General features: G+C 65.6%; 19 protein-coding genes and 1 pseudogene. 13 read left to right on the top strand and 7 right to left on the bottom strand.

The genetic code is table 11. From position 1 onward, the window contains the following. Window positions 1-111 precede the first annotated feature (111 nt). From ACVIJ6_RS20220 to ACVIJ6_RS20275, 12 genes and pseudogenes are all read left to right on the top strand, one after another. The gene (locus ACVIJ6_RS20220; RefSeq protein WP_456774121.1) at window positions 112-924 is read left to right on the top strand and encodes a DODA-type extradiol aromatic ring-opening family dioxygenase; all 813 of its coding nucleotides are present in this window, start codon (window positions 112-114) and stop codon (window positions 922-924) included. An 811-nt stretch (window positions 925-1735) separates the two neighbouring features. Then, the gene (locus ACVIJ6_RS20225; protein WP_456774122.1) at window positions 1736-3040 is read left to right on the top strand and encodes an MFS transporter; all 1305 of its coding nucleotides are present in this window, start codon (window positions 1736-1738) and stop codon (window positions 3038-3040) included. 71 nt (window positions 3041-3111) lie between these two features. Next, window positions 3112-4344, top strand: a complete 1233-nt coding sequence (locus ACVIJ6_RS20230; RefSeq protein WP_456774123.1) for a cytochrome P450 — start codon at window positions 3112-3114, stop codon at window positions 4342-4344. Window positions 4345-4514: 170 nt separating this feature from the next. Next, window positions 4515-8291: an AsmA family protein gene (locus ACVIJ6_RS20235; RefSeq protein ID WP_456774124.1), complete on the top strand. Its 3777-nt coding sequence runs from the start codon at window positions 4515-4517 to the stop codon at window positions 8289-8291. 31 nt (window positions 8292-8322) lie between these two features. Then, window positions 8323-9264 carry a LysR family transcriptional regulator gene (locus ACVIJ6_RS20240; RefSeq protein ID WP_456774125.1) on the top strand — a complete coding sequence of 314 codons (942 nt, stop codon included), beginning with the start codon at window positions 8323-8325 and terminating at the stop codon, window positions 9262-9264. A 123-nt stretch (window positions 9265-9387) separates the two neighbouring features. Next, window positions 9388-10269 (top strand): shikimate dehydrogenase, encoded by an 882-nt coding sequence (locus ACVIJ6_RS20245; protein ID WP_456774126.1) that lies wholly within the window; start codon window positions 9388-9390, stop codon window positions 10267-10269. A 78-nt stretch (window positions 10270-10347) separates the two neighbouring features. Continuing rightward, on the top strand, window positions 10348-11487 hold the full coding sequence (locus ACVIJ6_RS20250; RefSeq protein ID WP_456774127.1) for an ABC transporter substrate-binding protein: 1140 nt from the start codon (window positions 10348-10350) through the stop codon (window positions 11485-11487). Window positions 11488-11562: 75 nt separating this feature from the next. Continuing rightward, on the top strand, window positions 11563-12438 hold the full coding sequence (locus tag ACVIJ6_RS20255; RefSeq protein ID WP_456774128.1) for a branched-chain amino acid ABC transporter permease: 876 nt from the start codon (window positions 11563-11565) through the stop codon (window positions 12436-12438). After that, on the top strand, window positions 12435-13433 hold the full coding sequence (locus ACVIJ6_RS20260; RefSeq protein ID WP_012045993.1) for a branched-chain amino acid ABC transporter permease: 999 nt from the start codon (window positions 12435-12437) through the stop codon (window positions 13431-13433). Before ACVIJ6_RS20255 ends, ACVIJ6_RS20260 begins: the two co-directional genes overlap by 4 nt. Continuing rightward, a pseudogene (locus ACVIJ6_RS20265) lies at window positions 13430-14175 on the top strand (ABC transporter ATP-binding protein). Before ACVIJ6_RS20260 ends, ACVIJ6_RS20265 begins: the two are co-directional and overlap by 4 nt. Before the next feature lie 11 nt (window positions 14176-14186). Beyond that, a complete protein-coding gene (locus ACVIJ6_RS20270; protein WP_456774129.1) occupies window positions 14187-14924 on the top strand; it encodes an ABC transporter ATP-binding protein in 738 nt (245 codons plus the stop codon). Further along, on the top strand, window positions 14921-16792 hold the full coding sequence (locus ACVIJ6_RS20275; protein WP_456774130.1) for a bifunctional sugar phosphate isomerase/epimerase/4-hydroxyphenylpyruvate dioxygenase family protein: 1872 nt from the start codon (window positions 14921-14923) through the stop codon (window positions 16790-16792). The genes ACVIJ6_RS20270 and ACVIJ6_RS20275 overlap by 4 nt, the downstream gene beginning before the upstream one ends. A 1-nt stretch (window position 16793) precedes the next feature. On the opposite strand, the gene ACVIJ6_RS20280 is transcribed toward ACVIJ6_RS20275, so the two are convergent. Further along, the gene (locus ACVIJ6_RS20280; protein ID WP_456774131.1) at window positions 16794-17717 is read right to left on the bottom strand and encodes a LysR family transcriptional regulator; all 924 of its coding nucleotides are present in this window, start codon (window positions 17715-17717) and stop codon (window positions 16794-16796) included. Between the two features lie 91 nt (window positions 17718-17808). Here ACVIJ6_RS20280 and ACVIJ6_RS20285 point away from each other — a divergent pair, with 91 nt between their 5' ends. Beyond that, complete coding sequence (locus ACVIJ6_RS20285; RefSeq protein WP_456774132.1) at window positions 17809-18600, top strand: NAD(P)H-dependent oxidoreductase; 792 nt, start codon at window positions 17809-17811, stop codon at window positions 18598-18600. 22 nt (window positions 18601-18622) lie between these two features. On the opposite strand, the gene feoB is transcribed toward ACVIJ6_RS20285, so the two are convergent. From feoB to ACVIJ6_RS20315, 6 genes are all read right to left on the bottom strand, one after another. Continuing rightward, window positions 18623-20500: a ferrous iron transporter B gene (gene feoB / locus ACVIJ6_RS20290; RefSeq protein ID WP_012045987.1), complete on the bottom strand. Its 1878-nt coding sequence runs from the start codon at window positions 20498-20500 to the stop codon at window positions 18623-18625. Window positions 20501-20524: 24 nt separating this feature from the next. Continuing rightward, the gene (locus tag ACVIJ6_RS20295; protein ID WP_456774133.1) at window positions 20525-20800 is read right to left on the bottom strand and encodes a FeoA family protein; all 276 of its coding nucleotides are present in this window, start codon (window positions 20798-20800) and stop codon (window positions 20525-20527) included. 107 nt (window positions 20801-20907) lie between these two features. Beyond that, the gene (locus tag ACVIJ6_RS20300; protein ID WP_456774134.1) at window positions 20908-21195 is read right to left on the bottom strand and encodes a ribbon-helix-helix domain-containing protein; all 288 of its coding nucleotides are present in this window, start codon (window positions 21193-21195) and stop codon (window positions 20908-20910) included. Then, window positions 21195-21380 carry a DUF4169 family protein gene (locus ACVIJ6_RS20305; RefSeq protein WP_456774135.1) on the bottom strand — a complete coding sequence of 62 codons (186 nt, stop codon included), beginning with the start codon at window positions 21378-21380 and terminating at the stop codon, window positions 21195-21197. Before ACVIJ6_RS20305 ends, ACVIJ6_RS20300 begins: the two co-directional genes overlap by 1 nt. 235 nt (window positions 21381-21615) lie before the next feature. Then, window positions 21616-23040: a class II fumarate hydratase gene (gene fumC / locus ACVIJ6_RS20310; RefSeq protein WP_456774136.1), complete on the bottom strand. Its 1425-nt coding sequence runs from the start codon at window positions 23038-23040 to the stop codon at window positions 21616-21618. Window positions 23041-23136: 96 nt separating this feature from the next. Next, a complete protein-coding gene (locus ACVIJ6_RS20315; protein ID WP_456774137.1) occupies window positions 23137-23661 on the bottom strand; it encodes an SspB family protein in 525 nt (174 codons plus the stop codon). Between the last annotated feature and the right edge of the window lie 171 nt (window positions 23662-23832).

Here is a 23832-nt window from a genome sequence, read left to right on the forward strand (position 1 = left end):
ATGGGTCCCGGGTCGGCGCCCGACCATCGCGGTGCGACATTCAGGCTTGCCCGGGACGACAATTGTGGTTGGCGCACGACCTGAGATACGAATCGAACGAGGAGCGATGACATGACCCTGCCCACCATCTTCCTGTCACACGGCTCGCCGATGCTGCCGCTGACGGCGTCGGCGGCGCGGGACTTCCTGACGGGGCTCGGCAACATCCTGCCGCGGCCGAAAGCCATCCTCGTGATCTCGGCGCATTGGGAGACAGATATTCCCGCCGTCAATGCCGTTGCCGCCAATGAGACGATCTACGACTTCTACGGCTTTCCCCGTGAACTCTATCAGTTGCGCTATCCGGCGCCGGGCGCGCCCGATCTTGCGCTGGCTGTGGCCGCGCGTCTGCAGGCCGCCGGTCTTCCGGTTGGCGTCGACCGCGCCCGCGGGCTCGATCATGGCGCCTGGGTGCCGATGCTCCTGATGTATCCGCAAGCCGACATTCCGGTGCTGCAACTGTCGATCCAGACCGAGCGGGGCCCTGCGCATCATCTGGCGCTCGGCCGTGCGCTGGCGCCGCTGCGCGATGAAGGCGTGCTGATCATCGGCAGCGGCAGCTTCACACATAATCTCGGCGAGTTCCGCAAGCGCCGGCCCGAGATCGACGATCCCGCGCCGTCCTGGGTGGTCCACTTCGCCGACTGGGTGCATGCGGCCGCGATCGAAGGTCGCGTCGACGATCTCATCAACTATCGCCGCCTGGCGCCGCATGCGCGCGACAACCATCCGACCGACGAACACTTCCTGCCGCTGTTCGCAGCCCTGGGCGCAGCCGGCGCAGGCGCCCGCGTCGAGCGGCTGCACAACAGCGCGAACTACGGCGTGCTGCGCATGGACGTCTATGCGTTCCATGGCGCTGACGCGGCGAAAGCCGCTGCGTAGGTGGCGAGATCTGTTCGTTCGCAAACGGTTTGCCCGTCGGGTTATTATGTCGCAGGCGATGTCGCTTGTGTCGTCGGGCAAATCACCGCGATCTTTTCGCGCATCCCGCCTCACTTTGGAGGGCGTTGCGCGCGGTCGTCACGACACGCGAGGCGGGGAGCGGTGGCCGTGAGGTGTTTGCAGCAGGCTCGACGAGCATGCCGACGAACGAATGTCTTGCGGACGTGAAATCGCAGCGGCCTGACACCCCGATGCTGGTGTTCCTTCGCGACGATGCTGACGCATCGCGTGGAGCATGGTGGCCAACAAGCCCGGCGCACCAGGGCGACTGCGTATAATCGTGAAGACCATCGCGCAGGGAGGGCCGGGCGATCTCGGCTGAACCTGTGGTACCTGCCGCCTGCATTTTTTTCCGCAGGCGGGCCACGGGCGCGGCCGGCGCCCGGCCTTCCCTGCACCCTCCTGTTTGAAGAGGGGGAGCGAATGAACAAAGCCCGGACGCAATGGCGCCGCGGGGAGCGCGTCGCCATGACTGAGCGAAGCCACCGCACATTTGGTGTCGTCCCTGCGAACGCAGGGACCCATAACCCCAGAGTGGTGTTTGGGGCACGCGCGACGACCAGTCTTTTCTCACCGTGAGATCACGCGGTACGGGTCCCCGCGTTCGCAGGGACGACACCTGGGATGAGGACAGTGCGCCGCAACACATGACCTCGGAGGTAACTGACACGGACGCATCGCGCGGAGAAAACCCTTGACCCGTTCGCATGCAAATGTTGCGAAGGGTGCACCAGGGAGTGAGACAAAACCAATGCGCCTGCCGTTTTATTATGGCTGGGTCATCGTGGCCGTGACCTTCGTGACCATGGCGATCGGCGTCAATGCGCGTACCGCCTTCTCGCTGTTCTATCCGCCGATCATCGCCGAGTTCGGCTGGGAGCGGGGCGTCACGGCGGGCGCATTCTCGTTCGGCTTCGTCGTCTCCGGCATCGTCAGTCCGCTGATCGGACGGCTGATGGATCGCACCGGCCCGCGGGCGGTGATGGAACTCGGCGTCGCGCTGATGGCCGGCGGCCTGTTGCTGGCGCCGCTGACCTCGCAGCCCTGGCACCTCTATGTCACGATCGGCGTGATGGTCGGCGCCGGCAGCGTGTGTCTCGGCTATTCCGGCCAATCGCTGTTCCTGCCGAATTGGTTTATCCGCCGCCGCGGGCTCGCGATCGGCATTGCATTTGCCGGCGTCGGCATCGGCTCGATGACCTTGCTGCCCTGGGTCCAGCACATGATCGCCCAGACCGATTGGCGCGCCGCCTGCACGGCGATGGGCCTCCTCGTGCTGGTCGTGCTCGCGCCGATCAATCTGCTGCTGCGCAAGAAGCCGGAAGAGATCGGCCTGCGTCCGGACGGCGATGCGGCGCCGCTGGCCAACGCCGCCAAGCCCGTCTCCAACGTCGTCGACGCCGCCTGGGCCGGCGTCGATTGGACCTTGGCGCGCGCGCTGCGCACCGCGCGGTTCTGGTGGCTCGCGCTTGGCTACTTCTTCGGGCTCTATGTCTGGTACGCAGTGCAGGTGCATCAGACGAAATATCTGCTCGAGATCGGCTTCAGCTCGAGCGTTGCGGTGTGGGCGCTCGGCGCCGTCAGCCTGCTCGGGATTCCCGGCCAGATCGCGCTCGGTCACCTGTCGGACCGGCTCGGCCGCGAGGCGGTGTGGGGGCTCGGTTGTCTCGGCTTCGCGATCTGCTTCGCCGCGCTGATCGCGCTCAAGGCCGCGCCGTCGCTGCTGCTCATCTACGTGATGGTGGCGACGCAGGGCGCGCTTGGCTATGGCCTCACCTCGGTGATGGGCGCAGTCGCGCTCGAAATCTTTCAGGGCGCGCATTTCGGCAGTATCTTCGGAACCTTGATGCTGATCGGCCTGTGCGGCGGTGCCGCAGGCCCCTGGGTGACCGGGGTGCTGTATGATCACACCCAGAGCTACACGCCTGGCTTTGTGATCGCTTTCGTCGGCGCCTTCGTCTCTGCAGCTGCGGTCTGGATCGCAGCGCCGCGCCGGGTTCGCCTCGTCGCGGGCCAATTGCACAGGTTAAAGACGGTGGCCGGGACTGCCGCATGATGTGTGATCTGGTCGACTTGTCATAATGGCGCGGCCGTGAACTAATCGGTCTAATCTGGGAGAGGGATAACATGAACGAGCTCGTCCAGGCCGCGAAGGCCGCACCGCTGTTCAACCCGCTGTCGCCGGACTTCATCCGCGATCCCTATCCCTTCTATCGGCAGCTGCGCGACAACGACCCGATGCATGTGACGCCGTTCGGCTCGGTTCTCGCCAGTCGCCATGCGGAAGCAAGCCTCGTGCTGCGCGACAAGCGCTTCGGCAAGGACTTCGTCGATCGCGCGATCCGCCGCTATGGGCCTGAGATCATGCAGGAGCCGATCTTCCGCAGCATGAGCCATTGGATGCTGCAGCAGGATCCGCCGGATCATACCCGGCTGCGCGGACTCGTCGTGAAGGCGTTCACGGCGCGGCGGGTCGAGGACATGCGGCCGCGGATCCAGGAGATCGTCGACCGCACGCTGGACGAGGTGATCCCGCACGGCCGCATGGACCTGATCGAAGACTTTGCCTTCAAGCTGCCGGTCACGGTGATCTGCGACATGCTGGGGATCCCCGAAGAACATCGCGAGGCCTTCTACAGGAGCTCGCGCGAAGGCGGCCGCCTGCTCGATCCGGTGCCGCTGTCGAAAGCCGAAATCGCCGAGGGCAATGCCGGCAATGCCGTGTCGACAGCCTATTTCCAGCATCTGTTCGAACTGCGCCGGAAGCATCCGGGCGACGACCTGACGACGCAGCTGCTGCAGGCAGAGGAGGACGGCGCCAAGCTCAGCCATGAGGAGCTCACCGCCAACATCATCCTGTTGTTCGGGGCGGGCCACGAGACCACGGTCAATCTGATCGGCAACGGCCTCCTGGCGCTGCATCGCAATCCCGACCAGCTGGCGCTTCTGAAGGCAAGGCCGGAGCTGATCACCAACGCCATCGAGGAGTTCCTGCGCTATGATTCCTCGGTGCAGCTGACGGGGCGGGTGGCGCTCGAGGACATCGAGGATCTCGGCGGCCGGCGCATTCCGAAGGGGGAGGCCGTGCTGTGCCTGCTCGGCTCGGCCAACCGCGATCCGGCTGTCTATCCGGACGATCCGGAGCGGCTGGACATCACGCGGGCGAATGTCAAGCCGCTCTCGTTCGGCGGCGGCATCCACCATTGCCTGGGGGCGCAGCTCGCCCGCATCGAGGCCGAGGTCGCGATCGGAACCCTGCTGCGGCGCCTGCCGGAGCTGAAGCTGGACGATCCGGACACCCCGGAATGGCGGCCGACCTTCGTGCTGCGCGGCCTCAAGCGGCTGCCGGCGCACTGGTAACCATCTTCGTGAACGGAGTTGTGCAACGCCCCCGGAAATACCGACAGCGCTGTGACTTCGCCATACTTAATCCTATATGATGCAGCGCTCCGGTATCGAAGCCAGTGGGCCCGCTGCCGCATTGGTTTGAAGGTTGGGACGCCGGAGCGTTGTCCTTTGAGGGAGACCCCGTGCAGACAACCCTGCTCGGCTTGGCGATTGCCTTCATCCTTGCGCTCCTTGCTGCGCTGATCGGCCCGTTCTTCGTCGACTGGAACCAGTTCCGGCCGCAGTTCGAGGCCGAAGCGGGCAAGATCATTGGCGTGCCCGTGCGGGTCGCCGGTGCGCTGGACGCACGGCTGCTGCCAACTCCCACGTTGCGGCTCCGCCAGGTCACGTTCGGCGGCGCCAATCATCTGGGCAAGCTGCGCGCCGACAAGCTGGACGTCGAGTTCAGCCTCGGCGATCTGATGCGCGGGGAGTGGAAGGCGAATGAGCTCACCATCGGCGGCATGGCCGCCGATCTCGGGCTCGATGCCAAGGGCCAGGTCGACCTGCCGGCCGCCTCGGGCCGGTTCAATCTGGCCGCGCTGGCGATCGACCGTTTCAACCTCACCGGTCGGGTCGCTCTGCACGACGCCGCCAGCCGCTCGACCCTCGAGCTTACCGATATCGTCTTCTCCGGCGACGTGCGTTCGCTGGCCGGTTCGCTGCGCGGCGACGGCGCGGTCTCGATCCGCGGCGCCCGTTTCCCGTTCCGGGTGTCGTCGAGCCAGGACAAGGAGTCCGGCGGCCTGCGCGTCCACCTCAATATCGATCCGGGCGAGCGTGCCGTCATCGCTGATGTCGAAGGTCTGATCAGCTTCCCCAACCGCTCACCGCGGTTCGAGGGCGCGCTCACGCTGTCTTCGCCGCCCAAAGAGCAGAGCGACGGCAATGACAAGCTCGCCGCGGGCGACCCGGCCAAGCCGCAATCGGCCAATCCGCCGCCCGCCAAGAGCAGTCCGGCCGTGGCGGCGGGCGCGACGCCGTGGCGGATCGCCGCCAAGGTCGGAGGCGACCAGGCTGCGGCCAAGCTCGACCAGATTGAGGTGACCTTCGGCGAGGAGGATCGCTCGCTCAAGTTCACCGGCAGCGGCGACGTGCGGTTTGGCGCCGCACCGATGCTGCGCGCGACGCTGTCTGCGCGCCAGCTCGATGCCGACAAGCTGCTCTCCGGCGGCGGCGATGTGAAGGACAGGCGCGCGATGGCGCCGGCCCGCGTCTTGCCCGCTTTGCGCAACTGGATCGCGCAGCTGCCGACCCTGCCGCTCCCCGCCAATGTGCAATTCTCGACCGAGCAGATCATGCTGTCGGGCCGTCCGGTGCAGAACTTCACCGCCGACCTGCACAACGAGACCACTGCATGGAGCCTGGAAAAGGTCGATCTGCGCGCGCCCGGCGCGACGCATCTGACGTTCCGCACGATCGGCATCTCGACCGCGGTCACGTCCGGCTTCAGCGGCGCGCTCGATCTTTCATCATCGGAGCCTGACGCCCTGGTGGCCTGGATGCAGGGCCGCAGCGATACCACCTACCGCACCCAGCGTCCGCTGCGGCTGCGCGGCGATATCAGCGTGGCGCCGGATCGGGTGGCCATCGATGGTCTGAAGGCGGACATTGACGGCGGGTCCGTCGATGGACGCATCGCGCTGATCACCAAGGCCGCTGGAGCGGGCTCCCGGCTGGAAACGGCGCTCAAGGGTGACAGGCTCGACCTCGATGCCGCGCTGGCGGTGGCGCGTTCGCTCGCAGGAGCCTCGGGCGAGTGGCCAACCGAGGCCAGCGTGGCGCTGGACATCGGCCGCGCCAAGATCAGCGGCCAGGAGCTCAGTCCGCTGGCGACCCGCTTCTCCTACGACCCCAAGACGATCGCTCTCGATCAGCTCAAATTCGGCCAAAGCGGCGGCGTCAGCAGCGAGGGCTCCGGCCGGTTTGATCGCGCCGACGCGACCGGACGGCTGGTCCTGACCTCGATGGCCGGCTCGTTGAAGGAGATTACCTCGCTGGTCCAGCCGATCGCGCCGAAGATCGCCGCCCGTTTCGATGCCTTGAGCGTCCCCTCGGGCGCGGCGCGGCTGAAGCTCACGCTCGATCTTGCCAAGGATCCGACGAACCTCGAGCGCAGCCAGGCGAAAGCCGTGCTCGATCTGGATGCGCCGCAGTTGAAGGGCTCGGCGACCCTGACGGCAAAGCCGTCGGCGGCAGCGCTCCGCAGCTTCGAAGTCGAGGCGATCGACCGTACCGAACTCGGCATCGAGAGCCGGCTGTCATCGGAGCAGGGCCATCTCGTGCTTGCGCTGCTCGGCCTCGACCGCTTTGCAGCGGTGGGCAACGGCCCGGCGCAGTTTGAAGCGAGCGTGAGCGGCAGCTGGCGGGCGCCGCTGCGCGTCAATGCCAAGCTGTCCGGCGCGGGTCTCGACGGCGACGCACAGGGGACGATCGAGCCATGGGGAGAGTTCACCAAGGCGACGGCAAATCTGCGCGTGCGCAGCGCCAACCTGGCGCCGTTGGTTGGATTGAAGCCCCAGGACAGCGCAGCCCAGAACGTCCGTTTGTTCGGCCGGCTTGGTCTCTCCGGCACCCGCGTGACTCTCGACGATATCGACAGCACGGTCGGCGGCTCGCGGCTGCGCGGTCGACTGGCGATGAACCTGGACGATGAAAAGCAGATCGACGGCGAACTCGGCCTCGATACGCTCGACGTCCCGCAGGTGTTTTCGGTGCTGGTCGGCGCGGCCGGCCAAGACGTGGCCGCGCCGCTTGGCCCGGGCCTCTTGAAGGGCTGGCGCGGGCGGGTGTCGTTCCAGGCTTTGACCGGCGCTGTTTTGAACGGCACCGAGCTGCGGCCCCTCGGTGGCGCCGTCGCGAGTGACGGGCAATCGCTGACGATCGAAAATCTCAAGGGCAAGCTCGGCGGCGGCGATGTGACCGCGACCGTCGAGGCGCGTTCCAACGCCAATGGGCTGGTTCTGAACGGACGCGTCGAGCTCGCCGGCATCGATGGCAACGCACTGCGCTATCGCAGTCTGAAGATGCCGGCCGGCAAGGTGTCGGCCCAGATGGCGCTCGCTGCCGAAGGGCGCAGCGTGCAGGGACTCGTGAGCGCGCTGTCGGGCAATGGCACTGTCACGCTCGACAATGCGGCGATTCCGAATCTCGATCCCCGGGCGTTCGATGCGGCCTTGCGCGCCGCCGATGCGGGACAGCTCGGCGATGATGGCAAGCTCCGGCAGGTCATCGAGCCGGCGCTGACCTTGGGCACGTTGTCCATTGCGTCGGCTCAGATCCCGTTCATCATCCGTGACGGCCGGCTGCGCGTCGGCGCCACCCCGCTGGAAGCCCAGGGGGCGCGTGCGATCGTCTCCGGCGGCTTCGATATCCCGGCCGATCAGGCTGACATTCGCGCCAGCCTCAGCTCGAACACGATCGGCAGCGCCAACAGCCGGCCGGAGGTTCAGCTGTTTGCAGTCGGCACGCCCGATACGCTGACGCGCGCGGTCGACGTCACCTCGCTGTCCTCCTGGCTTGCCGTGCGCGCGATCGACCGCGAGACGCGCCGTCTGGACGCGATCGCGCGCGGCGAGGCGCCGCCGGCCTATCCGTCGTCGACCGCGTCGCTGCCGGGCGGTCCGGATGCCGCGCCGGCCCCGCCCAATGCCGCCGACGTGCCGGTGCCCGGACGTGATCCGCGGCGCGATCCGCGCGCCAGGCTCGGCGGTCCGCGTGCGGCGGTGCCGCCGCTGACCGCGCCGCTCTCGGCTCCCGCAACGGCCCCTGCGCCGGCCGCCCCTGTGGCATCGAGCCAGCCGCAGGTTGCTCCGCTGCCGCCGCCGGTCGAGATCAAGCCTGCGCCCGGCGCAGTGCCACCGCGGCCCCGGCCCTTGCCGCGTCCGCCGGTCGTGTTGACGCCGCTGGGCAGCCCGTGACGACCACGCGCGTCGGGGAGGGGCAGCGCCGATGATGACGTTGCGCCAGGTCGAGGTCATCCGCGCGGTCATGGTGACGGGCACCATCAATGGCGCGGCGCGGCTGTTGAAGGTGTCGGCGCCGGGCGTCAGCCGGCTGGTGAAATACACCGAGCGCTCGCTCGGCATCCGCTTCTTCCAGCGCCAGAACGGTCGCTACTTCCCGACCCCCGAGGCGCAGAACATCTTCGCGCAGATCAACAGCGTCTACGAGAAGGTCGACGATCTCAGCTACATCATCTCCAATATCGGCCGCGGCGCGCTGTCCGAGCTGCGCATCGGCTCGGTCCCCAGCATTTCCCAGGTCATGGTGCCGCGCGCGATCGAGCGCGTCCGCCGCCGCTATCCCGATCTCGGCATCGACATCAACATCCTCAAGATCGAGGAGGCGATCGACTATCTGATGCTGGGCAAAGGCGAGTGCGTGGCGATGAGCTACCGCCTCGACCATTCCGCGCTTGAATTCCTGCCGTTGGCGTCGGGCGAATTGTTCTGCATCGTCCCGTCCGGCCATGAGCTCGCCGGCCGCAAGCAGGTCTCCGCCGCCGAGATGACGCGCTATCCGCTGATCGGCATCGATCCCAACGATCCCTACGGCCGGATCATGGCCGAGATCTTCGCGCGCAACAGGCTGAGCTACAACATCTCGATCAAGGCGCGCTTTGGCACCACGGTCTGTGCGCTCGTGAAGGCCGGGCTCGGCATCGCGGTCATCGACCAGTTCACGGTGGCGCATGGCGGCTATCCTGGCATCGAGCTCATCAAGATCGCTGAGCCGACCCGCTTCGACACCTACATCGCCGTCAAGCGTGGAACGCCATTGTCGCTCTATGCCGAGCACTTCATCGACTGTCTGCGTGCCGAGATGCGCGCTGTGGAGCCGGGCCGCCGCCCGGCAGCGAAGGCCGCCAAGGCGCCCGCCAACGAAAGATAACATGATGTTAGGTTCGGCGGATAATTGGGTAATTGTGTTAGCGGACGGACGCGCTATCGTGCGCCGCATCATTCATCGCTCGTGCGGCGATCGCGCGAGGCGGCAGCAGAGACTGAAGCGAACGTGCCTGATCTTTCCGCGCTCAAAGCCCGCAAATTCCTGACCGGCTTGATCGGTGCGCCGATCGCGCATTCGGCGTCTCCCGCGATGCACGAACATGCTGCGGCGGCGCTCGGCGTCCGCTGCCACTACCAGCTGATCGAGGTCGCTGGTGCCGACCGGGCGGGCCTTACGACGCTGCTCGAAGGCGTGCGCCGGCTGGGCTTCGCCGGGGTCAATGTGACCTACCCCTATAAGGAAGCCGTGGTCGAACTGCTCGACGAACTCGCGCCGAAGGCGGCAGCGATGGGCGCCGTCAATACCGTCGTCGTGCGCGACGGCCGGCTGGTCGGGCACAATACGGACACCACAGGCTTTGAGCGCGCGGTCGCGCCGTTGTTGAACCAGACCGGTCGCGGCGCCGTGGCGCTCATCGGCGCTGGTGGCGTCGGCAAGGCGATTGCCTTCGCACTTGCGAACCTCAACGTCGCTGGGCTGCGCATCTATGACACTGAACGCGCCCGCGCCGAGCGGCTTGCGCGTCTCCTTCCTGCAAGCATCGGAGCAGTGGTCGTCGACAGTCTCGAGCAGGCGCTGCAGGGCGCGGCCGGTGCCGTCAATGGGACGCCGATCGGAATGCTGCCAAACCGCGGCACGCCAGTCCCCGATCATCTCTTGCGCACCGGTCTCTGGGTGGCCGACGCCGTCTACTCACCGCTGTGGACGCCGCTGCTGAAGGCCGCCAAGGCGAGGGGAGCGCAGGTCCTGCTCGGCCGCGAACTCGCCATCTATCAGGCCGCCGACGCCTTCGAGCTGTTCACCGGGCTTGCGCCCTCGACCGAAGCGATGGGGGCGGCGTTCGACAATCACATGGCGGAAAGATATCCGGCGGTTGACGCCGCCTGAGCCGGCGGTCAATACGCGCCGGACCATTCGTTCAAGCAAGAAACGCAAACAAGCGTTTAAAGCAGAGGAGGAAACAACGTGAGATCGATCATCCTGGCTGGCCTGTGCTCGGCCGCGCTGCTCACCGGAGCTGCCTACGCGCAATCCGGAGCGCCCATCAAGATCGCTGACGTCGCCGAGCTCTCAGGCGGCGGCGCCACTGTCGGCAACAATTGGAAAAACGGCATCGACCTCGCCGTCGAGGAGATCAACGCCAAGGGCGGTATCCTCGGCCGCAAGATCGAGGTCAGCCACGCTGACTCGCAATCGAACCCCGGCGTCGCGCGGGCCCAGGTGCAGAAGGCGCTGGACGGCGAGCCCTATGTGCTGCTCGGGCCCGGCTATTCGGGCTCGGTGAAGGTAACGGCGCCTTTGGCCGCTGAAGCCGGCATCACCCAGATCATGGGTGGCGAGGCGGCCGAGCTCACGCAGGCCGGTAACAAGTTCCTGTTCCGCACTTCATTCGGCCAGCAATCGTCGATGCCGAAGGTCGCGAAATACGTCAACGACGAGCTGAAGGCGAAGTCGGTTGCGGTGGTCTGGGTCAACAACGATTTCGGCCGCGGCGGACGCGACGTCATCACCAAGGAGTTCAACAGGCTCGGCATCAAGGTTGCAGCCGATCTCTCGACCGAAGCCGGCCAGGCCGACTTCGCGGCTGACGTCAGCAAGATCAAAGCGGCGGCGCCTGATGCCGTCTTCATCTACGTCAACGAGGAAGAGAGCGCGCGCATCCTGAAGGAGATCAAGCGCCAGGGCGTCACCGTGCCGCTGATCGGCGAGACCACGCTGGTCGGCCAGAAGGTGATCGAGCTCGCCGGCGACGCCGCCAACGGTGCGCGCGGCCATGTCGGCCTCACCACCGATGCGCCGGTCGAGGCCGTCAAGGCGTTCCGCGACCGCTTCGTGAAGAAGTACAACTACGTGCCCGACCATAATGGTCTCAAGGGTTACCTTGCGATCTACATGGTCAAGGCGACGACCGAGAAGATGGGCAAGGTCGACTCCAAGGCGTTCGCCGACACCTTGCACGGCCTGACCATCAAGACGTCGACCGAGCCGAATATCCTGATGGATGTCACCTTCGACCAGAACGGCGACATCGATCGCCAGGGCTTCCTGGTCGAGGTGGTCGAGGGCAAGCAGGTGGTGAAGCAGGTGCTGCCGAAACTCAACTGAGGACAACGGTGGATCGGCGGCGCTTGGAGGGGTGATGTCCGGCGCCGCCGTCACCCAAGGGCTCACGGGGAAACCATGTCCAATCTGCTCGACCTGATCGTGGCGGGTCTCGCCACCGGCGCCATCTACGCGCTCGTCGCCGTCGGATTCACCTTGCTGTGGCAGACCTCCCAGACCATCAACTTCGCCCAGGGCGAGTTCGTGATGCTGCCGGCCTTCCTGATGCTCGCGGTGATGCATCTCGGCGCGCCGTTCTGGCTCGCGGTGCTCGTTGGCATCGCCCTGTCGGCGCTGCTGCTCGGTCTCGCCTTCAAGATGCTGCTGGTCGATCCGATGCTGCGGCACGGCGTGCTGCCGCTGGCGATCGCCACCATGGCGCTCGCCATCGGGATCAAGGAGGCGGTGAAGCAGTTCTTCAGCGCCGAGGCCTCACCATTCCCCTCGATCGTGCCGGTTGGCGATGTGTCCATCCTCGGCCGCGCGATCTCGCTGCAGAGCCTCGGCGTGCTCGCTGTTGCGATCCTGACCGTCGTCGGTCTGACCACGTTGCTGAATCGTACCTCGCTGGGTCACCAGATGCAGGCGGCGGCGCAGAACCCGACGGTGGCGCGGATCATCGGCGTGCCCGTCGAGCGCATGATCCTGTTGACCTTCCTGATCAACGCCGTGCTGGTGGCGCTGGCCTCGGTGCTGATCACGCCGATCTATCTGGCTAAATTCTCCAGCGGCGAGGTGTTGGGGCAGGCGGCCTTCATCGCCGCGATCGTCGGCGGCTTCAACCAGGTGCGTGGCGCCATCGCCGGCGGTTTGCTGATCGGCGTCGTCGACAATCTCGCCGCCGCCTATGTTTCCACCCAGTATCGCGCCGCCGTGCCGATGCTGCTGCTGATCCTGATGATCCTGTTCCGGCCGCAGGGCCTGCTCGGACGAGCCGAGGAGCGCACGGTATGAGCAAGCACAGCAGACTGCTCCTCGTCGCGCTGGCGATTATCGTCATTGCCGGCCTGATCATCATCCCGATGAACTTCAACCGCTATGGCCTGTACATCCTGAGCCAGTGGGCGGTCATGACGATCGCGGCGATGGGCCTCAACCTCACGCTCGGCTATGCCGGGCAGGTGTCGCTGGCGCAGGGCGCCTTCGTCGGCATCGGCGCCTATGGTGCGGCGATCCTGACCACGCATGGCTGGCCGCTGATATCCGCGCTCGGGCTCGTCATCGTGATCTGCTTCATCGTCGGCTGGCTGCTCGGCTATCCGGCGCTGCGCGTGCAGCATCATTATCTCGCCTTCGTCACGCTCGCCTTCTCGACCCTGATGTTCCTGGTGTTCCGCAACGAGAGCTGGCTCACCAACGGCATCTACGGCATCAGCAACATTCCCCGCCCGGAGATCTTCGGCTTCCCGACCCGCAAGCCGCTGCCGTTCTATTATCTCTGCCTGGGCTCGCTCGGCCTGGTCACGCTCGCAATGTGGTGGCTGATCCGCTCGCCCTGGGGCCGCGCCTTCATGGCGCTGCGGGAGAATCCCATCCGGGCGCAGTCCCTCGGCATCGACACCCGTCGCTACACGTTGATGGCGTTCGCGATCGGCTCCGCGCTCGGCGGCATCGCCGGCGTGCTCTATGCGCCGCTGACGCAATACGTCGATCCCGTTCCGTTCAACCTGCAGCTCTCGCTCGATCTCCTGATGATGGTGATCGTCGGCGGCTCCGGCTTCATGCTCGGGCCGTTCCTCGGCGCCATGATCGCGGTGCTGCTGCCGGAGTGGCTGCGCTTTGCCGAAGGCTATTACCTCATGCTCTATGCGGCGGCCGTGATCGCGCTGCTGATCTATTCGCCGAGCGGCATCCTCGGCATCCTCGACCGCTATCTCAGCTCGCGGCGGACCCAGGCGGCGTCGGCCTTGCGCGCCGCCGCCCAATCCAAACTGGAGGCCGCTCGATGACCGCAGTCCTCGATGTTCGCGATGTCAAGAAGAGCTTTGGCGGCATCACCGCCGTCAACGGCGTCAGCTTCGACGTGCAGGAGCGGGCGAGATCCTCGGCCTGATCGGTCCCAATGGCTGCGGCAAGTCGACCCTGTTCAACTGCATTCTCGGCCAGCTGGTGCCGAGCGCAGGTGAGGTCAGGGTCGACGGCAAGCTCGTGACCGGCCAGCGGCCGTCGGATCTGAATCGTCTGGGCGTCAGCCGCACCTTCCAGCTGCTGCAGGTGTTCCCGAAACTGTCCGTGCGTGACAATCTGATCCTTGCCGGTCAGGAGCATCGTGGCAGCATGCTGTCGCGGTTGTTCGGGCCATCGGATGCGGGTCTCACCGCGACCGCCGATCAGATGATCGGCTTCTTCAAGCTGGAGCATCTCGCCAACGAGCCGGCCGGTGGCCTGTCCTACGGGCAGCAGAAGCTGCTCGATGCGGCCATGGCGTTCATGGGCGGTCCGCGGCTGGTGCTGCTCGACGAACCCGCCGGCGGCGTAAACCCGACGATGCTCGGCGATCTCAAGGAGCGGCTGATCGCGATCAACCGCGAGCGCCGTGCCACGTTCGTCGTGATCGAGCACAACATGGAATTTGTCATGTCGCTGTGCTCGCGCGTCATGGTGATGGCGGAAGGCAAGGTGCTGGCGATCGGCAAGCCGGATGAGATCAGGGCCAACCCGGCCGTGATCGAAGCCTATCTCGGACATTGACGGAGGCGGCGATGAGCGATCCCATTCTCGACGTCCAGAATCTCGTCGGCGGCTACGGCAAGATGACGATCCTCAACGGCACCACCTTCTCGGTGCCGAAGGGATCGATCACCACCGTCATCGGACCGAACGGTGCCGGCAAGTCGACCGTGTTCAGGGCGATCTTCGGCCTGTTGAAGCTGCGCGAAGGCAAGGTGATGTTCAAGGGCCGCGACGTCACGGGCTTGAGCCAGCGCGCGCTGCTGGGCGCCGGCATCTGCTACATCCCGCAGGGCCGCAACATCTTCGGCGAGCTGTCGGTGCGGCACAATATCGAGCTCGGCGGCGTTGCTGCGCCGGCCAGCATCGATCTTCCCGCCCGCGTCGAGGCGGCGCTCGACGTCTTTCCGGTGCTGCGCAAGAAGGCGGAGCGGCAGGCCTCGACTCTGTCAGGCGGCGAGCAGAAGCAGCTCGAGATCGCGCGCGGCCTGCTGCTCGAGCCGCAGCTGGTGCTGATCGACGAGCCGTCGATCGGCCTGTCGCCTTTAATGGTGCAGCAGACCTTCGATATGCTGAAGCAGCTGCGCGACCGTGGCGTCTCGGTGCTCCTGATCGAGCAGAATGCGCGCTCGGCGCTGGAGATCTCCGATTACGGCATCGTGCTCGAGCTTGGCCGCACCCGGATCGTCGACAAGGCTGATCGCGTGCTGGCCGATCCGCGGGTCGGCCAGCTGTTCCTGGGCGGAGCAATGGAGGAGACGGCGGCATGAACACGCGCTCGATCGCGACGGTCTCCATCTCAGGCGCGCTCGACGAGAAGCTCAAGGCGATTGCCGCGGCAGGCTTTGAAGCGGTCGAGATCTTTGAGAATGACCTGATTGCGTTCGGGTTGCGCCCGCGCGAGATCGGGCAGATGTGCCGCGACCTGGGGCTGTCGATCTGCGCCTATCAGCCGTTCCGCGATTTCGAGGGCATGCCGGAGCCGCAGCGTTCGCGCAACTTCGTCCGCGCCGAGCGCAAGTTCGACCTCATGCAGGAGCTCGGCACGGATCTGTTGCTGATCTGCAGCAGTGTGTCGCCGGCCTCGCTCGGCGGCATCGACCGTGCCGCCGCCGATTTCCATGAGCTCGGCGAGCGCGCGGCCAAGCGCGGCTTGCGCGTTGGCTACGAGGCGCTGGCCTGGGGCCGCCACGTCCATGACTATCGCGACGCCTGGGAGATCGTGCGCCGCGCCGATCACAAGGCGATTGGCGTGATTCTCGACAGCTTCCACGCGCTGGCACCGGCGCTGCCGACCAACGCGATCCGCGCCATTCCCGCCGACAAGATCTTCCTGGTGCAGCTCGCGGACGCGCCGAAGCTCGAACTCGATGTACTGTCCTGGAGTCGTCACTTCCGGAGTTTTCCCGGGCAGGGCGATCTGCCGGTCGGCGCATTCATGGAGGCCGTGGCCGCGACCGGCTATTCCGGGCCGCTGTCGCTCGAGATCTTCAACGACCAGTTCCGCGCCGGCTCGGCGCCGCGCACCGCGCTCGACGGCATGCGCTCGCTGCTGCTGCTGCAGGATGATCTGGCCGGGCAGATGCCAACGGCTGCTGCGGAACGCTTCGCGCCGCGCGTCACCAGCCATGGCATCGGCTTCGTTGAATTCGCCGTCAGCGAGGACAAGGCGGCGTCGCTGGCGGCGTTGTTTGGCCAGCTTGGTTTCCGCAACACCGGGCGCCATCGCAGCAAGGCGGTGCAGCGCTGGTCGCAGGGCGCGATCGAGCTGGTGATCAATTGTGAGCCGGCGAGCTTCGCGCATTCGCATTACGTCACGCACGGACCCGGCGTTTGCGCGCTGGCGCTCGACGTTGACAGCGCCGACCGCGCCATGGCGCGAGCGCAGTCCTTGAAGACCCGCACCTTCGTGCAGCCGGTCGGTCCGGGAGAGCTGGAGATCCCGGCGATCCACGGCGTCGGTGGCAGCCTGCTGTATTTCCTCGATACGCATGGCCGGCACTGGGATGTCGACTTCGAACCGGTTGCCAGCGACAAGGCGGTCGATCGTCTCGTTGCGGTCGATCACATCGCGCAGTCGATGCCGCATGAGGAGATGCTGTCCTGGCTGCTGTTCTATGCCGGGCTCATCGACTTCTCCCGCTTGCCGCAGATGGAGATCGCCGATCCCAGGGGCCTCGTGCAGAGCCAGGCGATCGTCAACGGCGATCGCAGCCTGCGCTTCATCCTCAACGGATCGACTGCGACCCGCACGCTCTCGTCGCGCTTCATCTCGGAATTCTTCGGCTCCGGCGTCCAGCATATCGCGTTCTCCTGCGACGACATCTTTGCCGCGGTGGCCGAGATGCGCGCCCGCGGCGCCGGCTTCCTCGACATTCCCGACAACTACTACGACGATCTCGAAGCCAAATACGATCTGGCGCCCGAGACGATCGCGTCGCTTCGCGCCAACGAGATCCTCTACGACCGGGACGGCGACGCCGAGTTCTTCCAGGTGTACACGCACATCTTCGAGGAGCGCTTCTTCTTCGAGATCGTACAGCGGCGCAATTACCAGGGTTTCGGGGCCGTCAACGCCCCGATCCGGCTCGCCGCCCAGTCCCGCGAGGTGCGGCCGGATACGATGCCGCGGCTGTAGCTCACGGCTCCGGCCTGATGCCCGGCAGGCGGACGATCTCCTCCGCCAGATGCTCGATCAGCAGCCGCACCCGCGCGATGCCGGCTCGCTCCGGCACGATCAGCATGTTCAGCGGCACCGAGGGCAGGCGATGGTCGGGCAGGATCGCCGTCAACCTGCCGGTGGTAATGAGATCGTCGACCAGCCAGCCATGCGCGGCCGCGATGCCACGCCCGGCGAGCGCGGCTTCGCGGACGGCAAGGCCGTGATTGGTACGAAAGCGACCGATGAACGGCACCTCATGGTGCGCGCCGTCCGGGGCCACGAGGGTGAGCACGTCGCTGCCGGCGACGTTGGGCATGCGGATGCCGTCATGGCCAGTCAGATCCTGTGGCATGCGCGGCGTGCCTCGCTCTGCCAGATAGTCCGGAGCGGCGACCAGCAGCCGGTGCGAGTGGCCGAGCCCACGCAGCTTCATCGAGCTGTCGGTGAGCGGCGCGAGGCGCAGGGCGATGTCGACCCCCTCGCGCACCAGGTCGATGCGTTCGTCGGTCAGATTGAGATCGACCGCGATATCCGGATAGCGGTCCTGGAAGGCGAAGACGAGCCGGGTGACATGCAGGATGCCGAACGCTGCCGTGCAGGAGATGCGGATCATGCCAGCAGCCGCGCCGCGCGTGCCGCGCGCCTCGTCGCCGGCCTGTTCGACGAGCCGCAGGATCTGGACGCAGTTGGCGTAATAGCGGCGGCCCTCGTCGGTCAGTGTGACGCGCCGCGTGGTGCGGCTGAGCAGGGGGACGCCGATTGCATCCTCCAGGTCCTGCAAATGACGTGAGACCGTGGATTGGCCGAGCCCGAGCTCGCGCGCCACCGCCGAGAGGCTGCCGCGCTCGGCCACCCGGACGAAGCTGCGCATATTGGCGATGCTGACGTCCAATTTATCCATAAAGCGGCATAATGTTATCGATATTGGCAGGATAGTGGGTAAATGGGCGAAGGTCTATGTCGTGGCCGGTTCCAGCAAAAGGATCGCCGCCATGAATGTCCTGCTCGTCTTTGCCCATCCCGAACCCCGCTCGCTGAACGGCGCCCTGCGCGACGCCGCGGTCGCTGAGCTCAAGGCCCAGGGCCATGAGGTCAGGATCTCCGACCTCTACGCCATGGGCTGGAAGCCGTCGGCCGACCGCGACGACTTCCCGCAGCTGCCGGCGGACGCGCGCCTCAACGTCGCGACGGCGTCGGGCGAAGCCTTCAAGACCCATACCCTCACCGAGGACGTCAGGGCCGAGCAGGACAAGCTGCTCTGGGCCGACGCTGTCATCCTGCAGTTTCCGCTGTGGTGGTTCACGATGCCTGCGATCCTGAAGGGCTGGGTCGATCGGGTCTATTCCTACGGCTTCACCTACGGCGTCGGCGAACACAGCGACAAGCGCTGGGGCAACCGCTATGGCGAGGGCGTGTTCGCCGGCAAGCGCGCGATGCTGATCGTGACCACCGGGGGCTGGGAGGAGCACTACTCCGAGCGCGGCATCAATGGGCCGATCGATGACCTCTTGTTTCCGATCAACCACGGCATTCTGTTCTATCCCGGCTTCGATGTGCTGCCGGCCTTTGTGGCGCACCGGGTAAATCGGCTCGATGAGACCGGCTTCGATGCCATTGCTGGGCGCTTGCGGGAGCGGATGCGGACGCTGTTCACGGACCAGCCGATCCCCTACCGGCGGCAGAATCACGGCGACTATCTGATCCCGTCGATGCAGTTGCGGCCCGAACTCGGTAATTCCCAAGCCTGCGGTTTCGCACTGCACGTCGATCCTGCCGCGCGATGACGCGCATGGGGCGCGGGACAGGTCAGCCCGCGCCCATCGCGACCGCGATGTGGTAGGTCGCAAACGCCGCCGCATAGGCGAGCGCGAACATGTAGAAGAAGGTCACGGCCATCCAGCGCCAGCTGCCGGTCTCGCGGCGGATGACAGCAAGCGTCGAGGCGCATTGCGGAGCGAAGATGTACCAGGCGAGCAGGGCCAGCGCGGTGGCGAGGCTCCATTTGCTCGCCAGCACCTGTCCGATCTGCTCGGCCGCCTCCTTGCCGCCTTCGATCGCATAGACCGTGCCGAGCGCCGCCACCGCGACCTCGCGGGCGGCCATGCCGGGCACCAGCGCCACCGCGATCTGCCAGTTGAAGCCGACCGGGGTGAGCAGGGGAGCGATGGCCTGGCCGATCATGGCCGCCAGGCTGTAATTGATCGCCGGCTCGGTGGCGCCCTCCGGGGGCTGGGGGAACGAGGCCAGAAACCAGATCAGCACCATCATCGCAAAGATCGTGGTGCCGGCCCGCTGCAGGAACATCTTGGCGCGGGTGTAGATACCGATCGCGATGCCGCGCAGCCGCGGCATCTTGTAATCCGGCAGCTCCAGCATGAACGGCGCCGGCTGATAGTCGCGCATCATGAAGAACTTGATCAGGAACGACACCGCGAGCGCGCTCACGATCCCCGCGGCATAGAGCCCGAACATCACGAGGCCCTGCAGGTTGATCAAGCCCCACACCTTGGTCGGCGGGATGAAGGCCGAGATGATCAGCGTATAGACCGGGATGCGCGCCGAGCAGGTCATCAGCGGCGCGATCAGAATCGTGGTGAGCCGGTCGCGCCTGTTGTCGATCACGCGCGTCGCCATGATGCCGGGAATGGCGCAGGCGAAGCTCGAGAGCAGGGGAATGAAGGCCCGGCCATGCAGCCCGGCGCCGCCCATGATGCGGTCCATCAGGAACGCGGCGCGGGCCATGTAGCCGAAATCTTCCAGCAGCAGGATGAACAGGAAGATGATGATGATCTGCGGCAGGAAGACGATGACGCTGCCGACTCCAGAAATCACGCCGTTCTGCAGGAAGCTCTGCAGCAGCCCTTCGGGCAGTTGGTCGTGAACGAGCTGGCCGAGCGCGTCGAACGACGCCGACAGCACTTGCATCAATGGTTGCGCCCAGGCGAACACCGCCTGGAACATCACGAAGAGAATGACCAGCAGAACGAGCAGACCGCCGACCGGATGCAACGCCACCGAATCGATCCGAGCCGTCCAGGTATCGGGACGCTCGGGCAGGCTGACGGTGGCCGCGATGATCCGATCGGCCTCGCGCTGGGTGGCACGCAGCTCCGGGACGGTGAGAGGGCGCCAGGTATTGGCGCGATCGCCGGCGGCGTCAGCCGCCTGGGCCAGCAATTGGTCGGTCAGCCGCAGGAGGTCGTCGGTCCCGCCCTTGCGGACCGCGATCGAGGTGACGACTGGAACGCCCAGCGCTTGCGACAGGCCGGCAACGTCGACCGTCACGCCGCGCCGCTTGGCGATGTCGAACATGTTCAGCACGAGCGCCAGCGGGCGCCCGGTGCTCTTGAGCTCGAGCAGGAGCCGGATCGTCAATCGGAGATTGGTGGAATCGGCCACGCACAGGACGAGGTCGGGCAGGACTTCGCCGGTGGCGCGTCCAAGCACGAAATCGCGCGTGATCTCCTCGTCCGGGCTGCGGCCGCGCAGGGAATAGGTGCCCGGCAGGTCGACCAGCGAGATTTGACGACCCTGCGGGGTGACAAAGGCGCCCTCTTTGCGCTCGACCGTGACCCCGGGATAATTCGCGACCTTCTGACGGCTTCCCGTCAGGGCGTTGAACAGCGAGGTCTTGCCACTGTTGGGCGTACCCACCAGGGCCAAATGCAGCAAGGGGCTTTCCATGGGCAACGCCTTCCGCGCGGCTTGTTACGCCACGATGACGGCCATGGCTTCGCGCCGGCGGACCGCGACAGTGATGTTATCCACGCGCACGGCGATCGGGTCGCGCCCGACGATCCCCTCATGCAGGATTTCGACGCGGGCGCCCTCGACAAAGCCGAGCTCGATGAGCCGGCTCTCGAGCTCGATGTCCGAGAGAGACGACCTCGCGTCGCCAGCGGCGAGGTGCTGGATCGTTCCAGTATAGCCCCGCCGGGCCAAGCCGAGCGGCTGAGGCGGCCGTGTATCGCAGATTTCGCTCATAGCCTGTATTTTCAATCGCGTGCCAAGAGGTCAAGCGCGGCATGCGAAATGCCGCTGCATCTTAGAGCGATTTTAAACAGGCCGGGCGGACCGCCCTCTGATCTGCCTCAAGGAGCCGCGGCAGAGGCCGAATGCCGGCTGTCCACCGTCGCCTTCGGCTCGCCCGCGGGGGTGCCGGCGGCGCGGTTCTTGAAGTGATCGAGCACGAACAGCCGGATCGCTGACGACAGGTTGCCCTGCTGGCGATTGCTGTCGATCTCCCCGACCAGTTCGGACAGGGTCATATTACGGAGACCCGAAATCTCCTTCATTCCGTTCCAGAACGCCTCTTCGAGGCTGACGCTGGTCTTGTGACCAGCAACCACGATTGAACGTTTTACGACGGGCGACTTCATCACGCGTCCTCGCCATTGATACGATGTTGATCGAGTAATTCATTCGCGCGCTTGTCGCGTTGAGCGTCAGTTGCGCGTTCGAACTTCGTCCTGCCATAGCGTGCGCGGTTGGTCTCAGCGGCTTTCGTCGCCTGATCGCGCTCGACGCGCTTCTTGAAACGCTTCAGATTGATGACGTCCCCCATTTTCACTCCGATCAGTAAGCTGTCGAACCTTGCGGCGGGACGAGCCCCGTCGCACAGATGAGCCAAGGCGTTATTCGGACGATCACGTCATCGCTCCCTGATAGTTCGTCGCCAATCGCTTCGTTGCGAGCGGGGCAAGTATTTCACCAAACGCAGCAGAACTTGTAGTCGAGAGTATCCTTTAGGGGTTAACGGCGAGAATTGCATCACCCCCCGTAGTACTACGGTACTACCGTCACGATCTCCCGGGCCTGGTCATCTTCTCAGGCTGGACCAGAGCATCAAATTCATCTTCGGATACGAAGCCGAGCCGCGTCGCTTCTTCTTTCAAGGTGGTGCCGTTCTGATGCGCTGTCTTCGCCACCTTGGCGGCGTTGTCGTAGCCGATCTTCGGCGCCAGCGCGGTCACCAGCATCAACGAACGTTCCATTAGCTCGCGAATCCGCTTCTCATCGGCGCGAATTCCGGCCACGCAATGTTCGCTGAATGAACGGGCAGAATCACCTAGTAATTGTATGGATTGCATCATGCAATGTGTGAGTAATGGTTTGTAGACGTTCAGTTCGAAATGACCTTGGCTGCCGGCGATCGTAATAGCGGTGTGATTACCGAATACTTGGCAGCATACCATCGTTAGTGCTTCGCACTGAGTCGGATTTATCTTGCCTGGCATGATGGAAGAGCCGGGCTCGTTCTCGGGCAGAATCAGTTCGCCCAGCCCTGAACGGGGGCCGGACCCCAGCAGGCGAATATCGTTGGCGATCTTGAACAGGCCGGCGGCGGCGGCATTGATCGCGCCGTGCGCATAGACATAGGCGTCGTTCGACGCCAAAGCCTCGAATTTGTTGACGGCACTGGTGAAGGGCAGCCCGACGATGTCCGCGACGTGTCTGGCGAACAAATTGGCGAACTCGGGGGCGGCGTTCAGCCCGGTGCCCACGGCCGTGCCGCCCTGGGCCAGCGGCAACAAATCGCGGGCGGCGGTCTCGATCCGGGCGATGGCGCTCTCGACTTGAGCCGCGTAGCCGGAAAACTCCTGTCCGAGCGTCAGCGGCGTTGCATCCTGGGTGTGGGTCCGGCCGATCTTGACGATGCCGGAGAACGCCTCCTGCCGGGCGCGCAAAGCCGCCAGCAGCTCCGAGAGGGCCGGCAGCAGGTGGCCGGCAATGGCCTGCGCCGCCGCGATATGCATCGCTGTCGGGAACGAATCGTTCGACGACTGGCTCATGTTGACGTGATCGTTCGGGTGCACGGGCTTTTTGGTCCCGAGCTGGCCGCCCAGCAGCTCACTGGCGCGGTTTGCGATCACCTCATTGAGGTTCATATTGGTCTGAGTGCCGGAGCCGGTCTGCCAGACGACGAGTGGGAAATGGTCGTCGAGCTTGCCGTCGATGACCTCCTGGGCGGCGCTGATGATCGCCTCCGCCGTCGGTGGCTCCAGAAGTCCGAGCTCGCGGTTCGTCTGTGCCGCAGCGCGCTTCACCAGCGCCAGGGCGCGCACGAGGCCCATCGGCATCCGATCGTTTCCGATCCGAAAATTCTGCCGACTGCGTTCGGTCTGAGCGCCCCAGTAGCGGTCGGCTGCGACCTCGATCGGGCCAAGGCTGTCGGTCTCGGTGCGCGTCGGCCGATCTGAAAATGAATTAGCTGAATTCGTCATGAAGCATGCCCATGATTGGTCGCGAACCGGACTGTTCCGGTTCAAGCATGCTTCAATCTATGGCGTGGTCCGCCGTTCCGTGCGCGACGAATGCGCCTACTTCTTACGGAAGCGGTCGAGGCGAACGACCTCCGCGCCTTCTCCGGAGGGAGCGGGCGGTTCCGGCTGGTCATCCGCCGCGCTGGCCGCGGCGACCGGAGCCGGTGCCATCGCAGGGGCAGGGGCTGCCGGAAGCTTCGGGCTGGCGGGCGTCTCGGCAATGGCCTCGGACGGCTCGAATTGCAGCCCGAACTGCACCGAAGGATCGAAGAAGCTCTTGATGGCGTGGAACGGCACGACCAGCCGTTCCGGAATGCCGCCGAACGACAGCCCGACCTCGAAGCGATCCTCGGTCACCACCAGATCCCAGAACTGGTGCTGAAGGATGATCGTCATCTCCTCCGGATACTGCGCCAGCAGCCGCGGCGAGAGCTTCACGCCTTCGGCCTTGGACACGAAGGTGATGAAGAAATGGTGTTCGCCGGGAAGCCCATGGGCGGCGGCATCGCTCAAAACCCGGCGCAGCACCCCGCGCAGCGCGTCGCGCGCCAACACATCGTATCGAATATGATCCGTCGCCATGTTCGGTCCTGTATCGTCGCGGGGCGCCCGCCCGCCTGTGCCGGGCTGCCGCGCCCACTCGAAAAGCAGCGTTCCCGACTCGTCGTCACCCATCGTACCGCGCCTCTGCGCCGGGGTCAGCAACCAAGCCGGTTCCATCTGACATAGGGCGGTGCCCCAAACGGCGAAAGC

It is taken from the genome of Bradyrhizobium sp. USDA 4369 (genome assembly GCF_054056435.1).